This is a genomic window from Psychrobacillus soli, from assembly GCF_006861775.1.
Classification (GTDB): Bacteria; Bacillota; Bacilli; order Bacillales_A; family Planococcaceae; genus Psychrobacillus; species Psychrobacillus soli.
Genome location: NZ_VDGG01000003.1, coordinates 52089 through 64364, shown reverse-complemented (window position 1 = coordinate 64364; position 12276 = coordinate 52089). Strand labels below are relative to the sequence as shown.

At 38.3% G+C, this 12276-nt stretch carries 14 protein-coding genes; 4 read left to right on the top strand and 10 right to left on the bottom strand.

Annotated features, from left to right (window positions below; all coding sequences use genetic code 11):
* Nucleotides 1-32: 32 nt before the first annotated feature.
* From FG383_RS02220 to FG383_RS02210, 3 genes are all read right to left on the bottom strand, one after another.
* Complete coding sequence (locus tag FG383_RS02220; RefSeq protein WP_142605213.1) at nt 33-617, bottom strand: TetR/AcrR family transcriptional regulator; 585 nt, start codon at nt 615-617, stop codon at nt 33-35.
* Nucleotides 618-635: 18 nt separating this feature from the next.
* Nucleotides 636-1784 (bottom strand): acyl-CoA dehydrogenase family protein, encoded by a 1149-nt coding sequence (locus FG383_RS02215; RefSeq protein ID WP_142605278.1) that lies wholly within the window; start codon nt 1782-1784, stop codon nt 636-638.
* Nucleotides 1785-1983: 199 nt separating this feature from the next.
* On the bottom strand, nt 1984-2274 hold the full coding sequence (locus tag FG383_RS02210; protein ID WP_142605212.1) for a hypothetical protein: 291 nt from the start codon (nt 2272-2274) through the stop codon (nt 1984-1986).
* 39 nt (nt 2275-2313) lie between these two features.
* Here FG383_RS02210 and FG383_RS21215 point away from each other — a divergent pair, with 39 nt between their 5' ends.
* Nucleotides 2314-2760, top strand: a complete 447-nt coding sequence (locus FG383_RS21215; RefSeq protein ID WP_142605211.1) for a YusW family protein — start codon at nt 2314-2316, stop codon at nt 2758-2760.
* A 64-nt stretch (nt 2761-2824) separates the two neighbouring features.
* Here FG383_RS21215 and FG383_RS02200 read toward each other — a convergent pair whose 3' ends face one another.
* The gene (locus tag FG383_RS02200; protein ID WP_142605210.1) at nt 2825-3289 is read right to left on the bottom strand and encodes a divergent PAP2 family protein; all 465 of its coding nucleotides are present in this window, start codon (nt 3287-3289) and stop codon (nt 2825-2827) included.
* 169 nt (nt 3290-3458) lie between these two features.
* On the opposite strand from FG383_RS02200, the gene FG383_RS21585 reads away from it, so the two are divergent.
* Nucleotides 3459-3797, top strand: a complete 339-nt coding sequence (locus tag FG383_RS21585; protein ID WP_221887499.1) for a DUF5658 family protein — start codon at nt 3459-3461, stop codon at nt 3795-3797.
* Between the two features lie 117 nt (nt 3798-3914).
* Here the strand turns inward: FG383_RS21585 and FG383_RS02195 are convergent, their stop codons facing one another.
* The 4 genes from FG383_RS02195 to FG383_RS02180 form a co-directional block, all read right to left on the bottom strand.
* Nucleotides 3915-4910 (bottom strand): M23 family metallopeptidase, encoded by a 996-nt coding sequence (locus FG383_RS02195; protein ID WP_425467613.1) that lies wholly within the window; start codon nt 4908-4910, stop codon nt 3915-3917.
* Nucleotides 4911-5121: 211 nt separating this feature from the next.
* A complete protein-coding gene (locus tag FG383_RS02190) occupies nt 5122-5823 on the bottom strand; it encodes a gamma-glutamyl-gamma-aminobutyrate hydrolase family protein (protein ID WP_142605209.1) in 702 nt (233 codons plus the stop codon).
* A 365-nt stretch (nt 5824-6188) separates the two neighbouring features.
* Nucleotides 6189-7901: a GMC family oxidoreductase gene (locus tag FG383_RS02185; RefSeq protein ID WP_142605208.1), complete on the bottom strand. Its 1713-nt coding sequence runs from the start codon at nt 7899-7901 to the stop codon at nt 6189-6191.
* A gap of 21 nt (nt 7902-7922) precedes the next feature.
* Nucleotides 7923-8672: a gluconate 2-dehydrogenase subunit 3 family protein gene (locus tag FG383_RS02180; RefSeq protein ID WP_142605207.1), complete on the bottom strand. Its 750-nt coding sequence runs from the start codon at nt 8670-8672 to the stop codon at nt 7923-7925.
* Between the two features lie 236 nt (nt 8673-8908).
* On the opposite strand from FG383_RS02180, the gene FG383_RS02175 reads away from it, so the two are divergent.
* Complete coding sequence (locus FG383_RS02175; protein WP_142605206.1) at nt 8909-9718, top strand: alpha/beta fold hydrolase; 810 nt, start codon at nt 8909-8911, stop codon at nt 9716-9718.
* Nucleotides 9719-10149: 431 nt separating this feature from the next.
* Complete coding sequence (locus tag FG383_RS02170) at nt 10150-10386, top strand: LysR substrate-binding domain-containing protein (RefSeq protein ID WP_221887498.1); 237 nt, start codon at nt 10150-10152, stop codon at nt 10384-10386.
* A gap of 425 nt (nt 10387-10811) precedes the next feature.
* On the opposite strand, the gene hxlA is transcribed toward FG383_RS02170, so the two are convergent.
* Together hxlA and FG383_RS02160 are read right to left on the bottom strand one after the other, a co-directional pair.
* Entirely contained in the window at nt 10812-11435 is a 624-nt protein-coding gene (hxlA, locus tag FG383_RS02165; protein WP_142605204.1) for a 3-hexulose-6-phosphate synthase, read from the bottom strand.
* Nucleotides 11435-12271, bottom strand: coding sequence for an SDR family oxidoreductase (locus FG383_RS02160; RefSeq protein WP_142605203.1), 837 nt, complete (start codon nt 12269-12271; stop codon nt 11435-11437). The genes hxlA and FG383_RS02160 overlap by 1 nt, the downstream gene beginning before the upstream one ends.
* Between the last annotated feature and the right edge of the window lie 5 nt (nt 12272-12276).

Here is a 12276-nt window from a genome sequence, read left to right as displayed (position 1 = left end):
ATCAGATCCCCTTTTGTTTTATATGGTGTCATTTACTTCACAACTTTTAACAAATAATCTGCATAAATCGTTTGTAAGTCCTCTATTGTCTTGTCCCCATCTGGTTTGTACCATTGCTGAATCCAGTTCATGGAACCAAGTAAAATCATTCGTGCCATTTTCGGTTCTTTTATTGTGAAATCCCCTTCTGCAATCCCATTTTGGATAACTTGGTCAAACCACGCTGCATATTCATTTCGCTTACGTAAAATCGGATGGAGATAATCCTTTGAAAAAGTTTGGACAGGCTTTAGAATCATATTGAACGTCTCTTTTTCTTCGATCATGTAGCGGATATGATTGGCAATCATCTTGCGTAGTTTCTGTTCATTAGATATATTTTCATTAAAATAATCCTGTAACTCACTAATTGCCTGCCCCAACACCATTTCGTGACATTGAAAAAGGAGATCTTCTTTATTTTTAAAGTAGTAATAGAGAGAACCTTTCGTCATAAGAAGCTCTGCAGCAATTTCCTCCATCGTTGCACCTTGATAACCTTTTTCGTTTACTATTTTGACAGCCGATAAGATGATTTCTTGTTTTTTCTTTTGTAACTTTATTTCTGAGAGCTTCACGATGATTCCTCCTTTCCTTTATAAATCTAGCTTCTTCGCAATAATTGTTTTCATAATTTCGGTTGTTCCTGCGTAAATACTCGCTACTGGAATATCTCGGTATCTTCTCGCAATCTCGTATTCTTCCATATATCCGTAGCCTCCGTGCAGCTGCAAGCACTCTGCCGCCACTCGCTTAGCCATTTCACTAATCCACCATTTTGCCATAGACACTTCTTTTACAATGTCATCGTTCGCGATATGGCGAGCGGTCAACTGATTGATATACGTGCGACCGATATCTATTTCAGTTGCCATTTCTGCTATTTTAAATTGGGTATTTTGAAATTTACTAATCGATTGACCAAATGCTTTCCTACTTTTTACATAGTCAATAGTAATACGAAGCATTTCTTCGGCTTCGATTTGGCATTGAATCGCGACGACTAGACGCTCTTGCTGCAAGTTTTGCATGAGATAATAAAATCCTTTGCCTTCTTCCCCGAGCAAGTTTGCTACGGGAACTTTCACATCTTCTAATATCAATTCCCCGGTATCGCCACTATGCATGCCGATTTTATCGAGTTTCTTTCCATACTTAAAACCTTCCATCCCTTTCTCCACAACGAGCAAACTAATCCCTCTATGTGCGGGTACAGCATCTGGATCCGTTTTACACACAATAACCGCAATATCTGCTGTTAGACCATTTGTTATAAATGTCTTCTCACCATTTAATATATAGGTGTCTCCGTCTTTTCGAGCAGTCGTCTTCACTCCCGCTAAATCGGATCCAACACCAGGCTCCGTCATCCCAATTGCGGTAATTAAGTCACCACTTACACAGCCAGGAAGCCATTTTTGCTTCTGGACTTCCGTACCAAGGGTCGATATGTAAGGGCTTACAATATCAGAGTGAAGGCACATTCCACTTGCTAACCCCTGTCCTACTCGTTCTAACTCCTCAATCAAAATCATCGAATACGAAAAATCAAGCCCAAGTCCCCCATAAGCTTCCTCTACCCACGGGCATAAAAATCCATTCTCCCCCATTTTCAACCAAAAATCCCTAGGAATAGCTCGATTCGCTTCCCATTCATCATAAAAAGGGTACGCCTCTTTATCTAGCATTTTTCGCAAAGACTTTCGAAATAACTCCTGTTCATCTGTTATAAAAGAAGCCCTCACCAAAATAATTCAACCTCCCTCACAATAATATTCTGAAAATTTAATTTTTAAATACATTATACTTCTTCCATTATAAAAGTAAATGATTTTTTGAACATTGTTTAAATTTTGAATGAAAACGATCATTTTTTACTGTATGTTTGTAATGCCTAAAATATCTGTCCCTTCGAAGTTTTATTGGTGTGCTTTACTTTCTTTATTAAAAAAACGACTTCCCTTTACGAGAAATCGCTTTTATCTTCCATAAACGGTTTTTAGCATATGGTTTTATTATCGTTGAAAATTGGGTAAATAAAGCCGCTTGTTGTTCACCGACTTGTTTACTCCATTTGATTAATTCCGTTTCTGCAGCTTCCTCCGTTTCCTCAAAAGATCCCGCTATAAGTACTAAAAACTCTATATTCTGTTGAATCGATTGTTCCAACATCTCTTCTGCAACTGGAATTTCAACATTTTTTAGTGCTTTTTCTCTTGAGAGGAGAATGTACATGAGAACAAAAAAACACATCACACTTGCAACAATACTACTATCATCAACGATGCTTGTGGAAATAATGATGAGCCAGAGGAAAACGTACCTGATGGAACAGCATTTGAGGAGGAACAAAATGAGAAAGTCGATGAATCTCTAACAGCAGAAAGCCCAGAGAACGAATTCTGCTTCCGTTTTTTAAATTTACACATAAGTACACCAGACAAAAAAGAAGCGATAATTGCGGAATACTATGGAAACTCGTTAAAACCTGAAGCAATGTATAAAAGTATGCATGCTGCTGCAGATGTACAAGGAGATGCTGCATATACACTCCTACAACCAATTTTTATGGAATTGTATTTAATGAAAGAGATGAGTGATGAGGAAGTAATCGAAAAAGTAACCTCAGATTTCGGTGTAAATGCATACAACAACTTCAACTTAGAAGTCGAATACGCAGATGGGGAAAACAGAACCTACACAGCTAACACGACAAAATAAGAAAAACCAAGTCGTAATTTTTACCGACATGGTTTTCTTATACTATGCTATGTCCGGTATCATTTCAATCTTCCAATTTCGCACATACAATTCCAAATATTGTCCCTAAAATAGCACCTGCTACTACTTCTACCGGCTGATGCCCCAGTAACTCATTTAACTCTTCTTCTCGCTGTACATACTCAAAACTTGGAAAGTTACCAGACAATGTGGCGATATTGTCTTCTAAATCATTCACCAGCTGTGCGATTTCTCCCGTATGTCTTCTGATTCCTTGCGCATCGTACATAACAATAGCGCCAAACACAACTGCCAGTGCTGTTTCTGTATGACGAGTTCCTTTGTTAGCAGCTACGTATGATGCAAGTGCGGCTACCCCTGCTGAATGCGAGCTCGGCATTCCACCTGTTGTAAACGCTTGTTTAAGATCCCATTTTCCCGTTATTTTTTTATGCGTAAGTATTTTCAAGCCTTGCGCTAGTCCAATTGCCGATAAAGCAGTGATAATTCCACGATTCATCTTTGTCATTTGAATCCTCCAACTTGTATATATCCTCTTTTTACATTACCCATTTTACTAAAAATTAATCGTGGTAACATATTTCCCTTTGAAATTACGTATAATCAAACAATATTTTCCACATAATAGCATTAGGTGAAAAAGAATACTTATTAGAATCGAAAGGAATTCAACATCCGTGAATGAAAAAATACAGCTTCCTTTTCTTAGAAAACAGCTCTCATTAGCATTTCTACTCCTGTTACTAGCCATTTTTGATTCTATCTCCACTGACTTCGGCATTCGAAACGGTCATATTTCCGAGGCTAATCCATTAATGCGTTTTATATACGAAAGTAATATCCCTACTTTCTACTTAATAAAAATTATTCTCCCGCTTCTATTTATGTATATCATCACTAAACTTCAACCGAAAAAATACATGCAATTTCTAATCATTGTCGCACTACTACTCTACACACTAGTCCTCATGCAACACCTATATTGGATCACTCTAATAAATATAATCGGCATTTAAATCGTTGTATGATTGTTTACTGGTGCCTCGGATTGTTACTGGTGCCTGGCACCAGTAACAATCCTGTAACATTATCACGACAAAAACTCCAGCAACTTGGGAGCTGCTGGAGTTTTTTCACTTATTTTTCTTACTTTGTTCTTCTCGTTCCCATCTCTTTAAAGAAGGAAATGGATCGTATGCCCATTCAACTCGACCATTGTATTTGTACATGCCATAATGCAAGTGTGGTGGAAATTTTCCGGATGTACCTTCTTTTCCATAACCCGAACTACCTACATACCCAATTATTGTTCCAGGCTCGAGTATATCTCCTTCTTTTAAATCTTTCGTATATCCGGATAAGTGGGCATAATAATGATATGTGTTATTCACGTCCCTAATACCGATGCGCCAACCACCGTAGTCATTCCAGCCCATCACTTCCACTTTACCAAAAGTAGTGGACTTCACTGGGACGCTATAAGATGCAAACAAGTCGGTACCTTCATGCATTCGTCTGCCACCCCAGCCTCTTGAGTCACCCCACGTACTGCGATAACTATAATTGTGATTGATCGCAAGTGGAAAGGCGCGTGCATCTAAATTTAACGTTTCAAATTCCTTGTAAATTTCTGCGTTCGTCATAATTTGTTTTACGGTTTCGTCGCGTTGATAATATTTCTTTAACGCCTTTTCAAAACCTTTTTCCATAACCCCAAACTGCATTAAATATTCGGTTAAAGTAAACATCACATCATCATCATTTTTCCGGTCAGCGATGCCGTCTTGATTGCCATCTAATCCTCGGCCATTAAAAAAAGCAATCGAATTTAAGTTGGTATCATCTAGTAAAGGATTCAGTACACCTGTCCAATAATCGTCGGAAAATTGAATAGCTACGGCACCCTCTCGCTTTGGAATATCGTTCCTAACCTCTTGGATATTGCGTTCAAACTGATCAATTGCAGCCAAATAATACCAAGGTAAAACATCGCTCGAATATTTTATATAGTATTCCATTCGCTTTTCTAAAATTTGCTCCCTCGATGGTTCTTCAGCTGCAGAAACAGTCGTGGAAAGAAGAAAGACAAAAACACATGTAGAAAACGTCAGTTTAATCCAGCTAATCAAACAAAATACCTCCTTTTTCTATACAGTGTAGCTTGCCCTTCTGGCCTCATTTCATGAAAAAATAAAACATGTATTTCTCACAAATAATCGGTTACATTAAACTAATAAAAGCTATCTCTATTGTTAATGTACCTTTGAAAACAAGACTAAAGCCGCTCATAACAAAAACGACTACTCGTAAGCAGTCGTTTTCTATATTTATTCAATAAATTCAATTTGAACAAGCATTTATAAAACAACTAAAAATTGCCGCGGAAACGAAATCATCTTTCAACAATAAGCTCTCCGGATGCCATTGTATCCCCATAACAAACGAATGATTTTCACTTTCAAAAGCTTCTATAATACCGTCACTCGCTATTCCACTCACGATAAATCCATTTGGAATATTGCGGACCGCTTGGTGATGAAAACTATTCACTTTAAACTTTTCCACCCCAATAATACTACTCAAAATGGATAAATTTGTTACCTGCACAAAATGTGATGCATGCCAATTTGGCGCTTGTTGATCGTGTTGCAAAAGTTGCTCCGTTGATTGAGTATAAATATCCTGATACATGTCTCCACCTGCAGCAATACTTAAAATTTGTGCACCACGACAAATTCCTAAAATCGGCTTATTCTTTTCCAACATTTTTTGAACAAGTTGTATTTCAAACGCATCTCGCTCTGGAACAATACTTCCCAAACGCTGATGCGGTTCCTCCCCAAACAAAGTCGGATCAATATCTCCTCCGCCAGTCAAAAGAAGCCCATCTATCATCTCTACAATCAAATCGATCCCATCCTCCTGCAAATTAGGCAGCACAATGGGAACCCCACCAAACCTAGCAACCGCATGAATATTATCGGTAGATACCGAAAGAACCTTTTCCTTCAAATCTGACGAAACACCAATAACTGGCTTCAAACAAATCCCTCCAACCCCTTTCCTCCATCATACTCCAAAACCCTCGTTCAAGTACAAGCATTACATCCACACTCCAAATTATTATTGTTACAGAATTGTTACTGGTGCCTGGCACCAGTAACAATTCTGTAACACAAAAAAGCCAAATACTAGATGGATTTTTGCACCCATATTCTTGGCTTTTCATCTTTACTTATTCTGCTTCATTACGCTTTTCGTCTAATACACGGTTTAATGTAAAAATGCTATTCCACTGACGTTCCTTTACGACAAGTAACCGCAACAGGAGCAGGGAGTTTGGACCCTATAGGCATTTTAACAGTCACCCCGCCACTTATAGAAGCGGGGGACTTCTGCTAAGTCAATTAAACGAGTGAACCACCTGTTTTACTGTATTTAATAATACCTTCCGCACTTTTATAAGCCAGCGCCCCAACTGTTCCGGTCGGATTATATCCACCATTATGCGGAAAATTCCCTGCACCAACGACAAACAAATTCTCCGCATCCCAATGTTGTAAGTAAGTATTCACAACGCTATTATCAGGGCTTGCCCCCATAATCGTACCACCCGTATTATGCGTCGTCTGATAACCGACAATGTCATAATCGGTAATAGGATTTTTACCTTCGACCGTTTTTGCGCCCATTTCCTTCATAATATTTGCCGATATCTCCGTTAAATATTTATGCAATGCTTTATCTTGGTCTGTAAAATTATACGTCATTTGAAGAAGCGGTAAACCGTATGCATCTTTATATTTACTATCCAGTGAAAGGAAATTTTCTTTATGTGGCATTGAGGCACCTTGCCCACCAATCCCCAAGGTACGAGTATAGTTGTAAATAGAATTCTTCTTAAATTCTGCCCCCCATGTAGGCGTATCACGCTGAATTGGATTTGTTTCAATCGGTCTCACACCAGTTTGTGTAATAGAAAGACTTGCCCCATGAATAAAATCTAAGTCGCTATGATCGAAACTATCCCCATTAAAATCATCAATCGTCATACCAAGTGCCCCCGCACCCATAAACGTATTCATCTGCTCATCAAAATAACCGTTAACACCAGGTAGAATTTGATAGCAATAGTTTTTTCCAAGCGTTCCCTTTCCGGTATCTGGATTATATTGTTCACCAATATTAGATACCATTAGCAGTTTTGCATTATTCATGACATAACTTGCTAGAACAACTACTTCTGCTTCCTGGATAAATTCTTCACCAGAAAGTGTATCTAAGTATTTAACACCAGATACTTTATTCCCATTTTTAATCACTTCAACGACATTTGCTCGGAATCGCATTTCAAAGTTATTCGTCTTCTCAGCAGTCGGTATTACGGTGATTTCAGGCGAGCTCTTTGCACCATATTCGCAGCCGAAACGCTCACAGAAACCACAATATTGACAACTATTTATCGCCGCTCCATCCGGATTTGTATAAGGTTCAGACAAATTGGCAGAAGGCAACATAAACGGATGATAACCCAACTTTTGAGTAGCGCTTTCAAATTTCTTTAATATCGGCGTCTTTTTCATCGGTGGCGTTGGGAATGGATTTGTTCGTTTTCCCCAAAAAGGATTCGTATCTTCACCAGAAATTCCAAGCGTTTGTTCATATTTATAAAAATATGGTTCTAACTCCTCGTAAGTAACTCCCCAATCTTGCAGCAAATAATCCTTCGATAATTTATTGGGTCCATATTTTTCATCCGTCATGGTTTTAATTTTAAAATCATACGGTAAAAATATCCAGGAATGCCCGTTCCAATGCGTACCTGATCCTCCTAATCCGTTTCCTAGTAAGAAAGAACCTAATTGGCGCATTGGCAACGCAGGCATTTTACGGTGATTTCGAATAGTAATGGTCTCTTTCGAAAGGTTTTGCATTAACTCATATCGAACCGCATATCGATATTCGTCATGGACTTTCAAATAATCCTCCGTATTTCGGGCTTCTCCTCTTTCCAAACCAACAACCTTTAGCCCTGCTTTCGCTAATTCAGCAGCCATTATACCACCCGTCCATCCTAACCCAACAACAACAGCGTCCACTTTCGGTAATGTAGTAGCCATTAGTAATACCCCTCTCTATTCTCACATACTGCCAAGCGATTTCGGCTCAATTTTTTGGAATTTGTCACTTTCAATTACGCTAATGTAGGACATTTGGTGTCCAGGGAACTCTTTCATTCTCCAGCCATCCATATTATTGTTTCCACTATACATCGGATCTGAGTATGCACCTTCTAAAGTTGCAGCTCGAAGCATTTTAAAGAAAAAAGCGGCGGTCGTTCCAGACATTTTCACTTCATCTTTCGAAAAAGCAGTTAATATTTCATCCATTTGCTCCGGCTCAAGACTTGAAAATCCACTTTCATATCTTTTATTAGCCTCTTCTTCTAATTTCTCAATTCCCTGCTTAAAAACTTCAGCGCGTGTCAAACGACTCTGATACCCTTGCGTTGGAGCACCCACCGCAAATGGTCCATGCATATACTCCCTCGAGTTGCTTCCATACTGCCCTGCTAATTGACGATCAATAAAATAAGGAACTCCTAACTCAATTGCACCTGGCCCTAAATCATCTTTAGGAAAAATTCGCTCCGTCGCGTTGGAAAGCACCTCAAAATCTCGATTATTTTTGAAAAACTGAAAACCAGCATTCGCATGTTGCGTATGATCACTCGGGCTCGTCCCTTTTGGTGCGGTAGTTGGACTAGTACCATTGACGTTATAACCAACCAATCCGCCAATTAGCCCCCCACCGATTAAAGCTCCAGCAGCAACCCCTGATGTTTTTAAAAAGTCTCTTCTCGTGGAAAGATTTTTCTTTTCTTCTGCCATACTCATAGTCTCCTTAAAAATAATGATTTCAAAAATTACCTACTCCGCAAAAGCATAGACAAATTTAACCACCCTCAAACATCCCTAGAAAATTTTGTTGTTCCAGAATTAAATATTTCTATTTTGTTACTGGTGCCTGGCACCAGTAACAATTCTGTAACAATCATTGAATATCTCTATTTCATTGCTCATACATTAGTAAAGTCGGTAAAAAGCTGTTCATTGGAGGAATATGAATGGGGTATTACGTGAAAGTGGAAAAAGGAGTTAATATTTTTGTGGAGGATATTAACTCAACTTCGAATAAAACTATTTTATTTATCCACGGTTGGCCTGCGAATCATCGAATGTTTGAGTATCAATTCAATCATCTCCCAGCGATGGGCTACCGTTGCATTGGAATCGATATTCGTGGCTTCGGAAAATCGAGTAAACCGTGGAGTGGATACAATTATGATCGGTTGGCGGACGATATCCGCATCATTATTGATACACTTGGTCTAGAAGATATAACCCTCGCTGGGCATTCGATGGGAGGAGCTATTTCCATTCGATATATGGCTAGATATAGTGGATACAAAGTGTCAAAACTAGCGTTAATAGGTGCTGCTGCCCCAGTTTTCACAAGACGACAAGATTTCCCATACGGAAAAACAGTGGAGGAAGTAGATAAATTAATAGAAGAAACGTACACAGATCGGCCTAAAATGTTAAGTGATTTTGGGGATATCTTCTTTGCACGCTACTTAACAAAAAGTTTTATCGATTGGTTCCATGACCTCGGCTTAGCTGCATCTGGCAACGCTACGGCAAAATGTTTAGTTTCCCTTCGAGACGAAGATCTTCGGAATGATCTGCGACTTATAAACGTTCCAACGGCCATTTTGCATGGAAAACAAGATAAAGTATGCTCCTTCGATTTTGCCGAATTAATGCATCGAAGCATAAAAGGTTCCATCTTGATACCGTTTGAATACAGTGGACATGGACTATTTTATTGCGAGATGGATAAATTTAATGAGGAAGTTGCAAAGTTCATTGGATGAAAAAGCTATTTCACAATGGACTTCCCTTTGTGAAATAGCTTTTTAATTATCAGAATAGTTTCCGATTTGTGTGGGTGCCAGGCACCCGAAATACCAGGCACCTGAAATAATAAAAAATCAATCTATTAATAGCGATGAGTATGATACGCTTCAATATAATGATCAGAATAGTTAGTCTATATAAAAGAATGGGGAACCATAGATGCAGTTGGAACAATTAGTACATATTCTATATGCAAATAATTTCGTTCATTAACAAAAGCTGCTTAGGAACTTTTTATTTCATAGTTTGCACTTAGTCAATCTATTTCTAAATTAGAAAAAGAGATAGGAGTAATATTATTTACCTGCTCTCGAAATGGGGGTGTTCCTACAGGAGAAGCCTCATTTTTTTAGAGCAAGCACAGAAAATAATGGCGGTTATTAATGAAATGAAAGACAAATCTATGGAAATAAAACAATCGAATAGAAAGCTTATAATCGGTACGGTTGCAGGATTACATTTATACTTTTTAACTCCTGCTTTACTTTCCTTTCAAAAAAAATTCCCTCAACTCGAAATTGAGTATATTGAAGCGAGTTCATTGTCTTTAAGGGAATCTGTTATTAACCAAGAAATTGATATAAGCTTAATAGCTATTTATGAAAAGACAATATACAAGCTTTAATGGATATTCAGTTTTACGTACTAGTATCAAAGAATTCTGCATTATCCGATTAAAACTATGACTTACGAGGATTTAAATACACAGCCAATAATTATGTACAAGGGTGAATTCATGAATTGGTTTTTAAAAGATTATATGAATAGAAACGGAACTTTAAATATTCTTAAATCCATTTCACTTAACTAATTTTTCTGAATTACTAATTTCATAATACGTTTTTCCCTACACATTGAAAACTTCAAAAAATTAATAGTACTATAAGTAAAATTAATAGATTAAGGAATAAGCTATAAAACAGAAGGGAAGATACCATTGTTAAAAATATGGTATCTTCCCTTTCGTTTTATATAGTTATTTCAAGTATAAATTCCAAAAAATACTTTTTTATTGATTAGAAAGAGTTACAAAGTCGTGTTAGAAACCTGCTACTCCACATTTGCTAGTTGTTTAGCACTCGCACTAGGATTTTCACTACCTGTAATAAAACTTCCAACAATAAGGATATCAACACCAGCTTCCAGAAGTCCAGGGGCAGTCTCTATATTCACACCACCTGCAACTGCAATACGAATATCTTCTAATCCTTCAACTAGTTGAAACAGGAACGAGGTTGCTAACTCTCCCTCTTGCTGCATATCTTTTCCAACATGAAGACAAAATAGTCGTGCTCCAAGTGAATATATCTCATTTACACGTTCGGCATTCTCAACACCGAGTAAATCTACCATTACTTCGCCGTTGTAATTAGATGCTACTTCCAAACACTGTCTGATCGTCGCATTTGGAGAAAAGCCCATGACAGTTGTAACATTTGCACCCGATTCGAACGCCTGAGTACTTTCGTGCTTCCCTGCATCACATGTTTTCATATCAGCAACAATGATTTTTTCAGGAAAACGAGCCCGCATTTCTCGAACGGAGATCATACCGTATTCTTTAATCACACCTGTGCCAATTTCAATCCAATTGATAGACTCTTTTGTTTGTTCAGCTAAATTAATGCAATCTTCTATTGTCATACGATCTAGTGCTAACTGTAATTTATGCATTATACACCTGAATACGCCATAAATCCGCCATCAACAGGTACCGTGATACCAGTGACAAATCCAGAGTATGTATCATCCACTAACCAGAGCATCGTCCCCAACAAATCTTCTGGTTTTCCAAATCTTTTCATCGGAGTACTTGTTATTATTTTTTCAGACCTTGGAGTACGCGTTCCATCTTCATTCAACAATAGATTTCGATTTTGGGTTGTCAAAAAGAAGCCTGGAGCAATTGCATTAACACGCAAGCCAGTCTCTGCGAAATGAACTGCCATCCACATAGTGAAATTATTAATAGCTGCTTTAGCCGCACTGTACGCCGGAACTTTCGTCATTGGAGCGTACGCACTCATGGAAGAAACATTTAAAATGACCGATGAATCACGTTTTAACAATTCACGCCCAAACACTTGGCTAGCCAAAAATGAACCCGTGAAGTTTGTTGCAAACACTTGTGAAAATCCGTTTTCTTCTAACTCAAAGAAAGACTTCTCCGTATTTTCATTTTCATACGTTTCCACTGAGGTAATTGCATTTGAATGGTTTCCACCAGCTCCGTTAACCAAAATATCCACTCGACCAAACTTTTCTAGAATGAAATCACGGGCGCCTTCTAACGAAGTTCGGTCAAGAACGTCAGCCGCTACAGCAATAGCTTCCCCACCACTTCCGACAATCTCCTGTGCTACATCTTTCCCTTTTTCTTCTGTCCGATTCAATATTGCTACTTTCACACCATGTCGCGCTAATTCTACCGCCATTCGGGAGCACAATACTCCACTTCCCCCAGTAATAACAGCTACTCGACCCGACAAGTTTTCGTGTATAGGTATCATTTCAT

Coding starts and splice junctions, on each gene's coding strand:
- FG383_RS02160 (WP_142605203.1), bottom strand. CDS start 12,271: ATGATACCTATACACGAAAACTTGTCGGGTCGAGTAGCTGTTATTACT.
- FG383_RS02175 (WP_142605206.1), top strand. CDS start 8,909: ATGGGGTATTACGTGAAAGTGGAAAAAGGAGTTAATATTTTTGTGGAG.
- FG383_RS02200 (WP_142605210.1), bottom strand. CDS start 3,289: ATGACAAAGATGAATCGTGGAATTATCACTGCTTTATCGGCAATTGGA.
- FG383_RS02210 (WP_142605212.1), bottom strand. CDS start 2,274: ATGTACATTCTCCTCTCAAGAGAAAAAGCACTAAAAAATGTTGAAATT.
- FG383_RS02170 (WP_221887498.1), top strand. CDS start 10,150: ATGAAAGACAAATCTATGGAAATAAAACAATCGAATAGAAAGCTTATA.
- FG383_RS02180 (WP_142605207.1), bottom strand. CDS start 8,672: ATGGCAGAAGAAAAGAAAAATCTTTCCACGAGAAGAGACTTTTTAAAA.
- hxlA (WP_142605204.1), bottom strand. CDS start 11,435: ATGCATAAATTACAGTTAGCACTAGATCGTATGACAATAGAAGATTGC.
- FG383_RS02185 (WP_142605208.1), bottom strand. CDS start 7,901: ATGGCTACTACATTACCGAAAGTGGACGCTGTTGTTGTTGGGTTAGGA.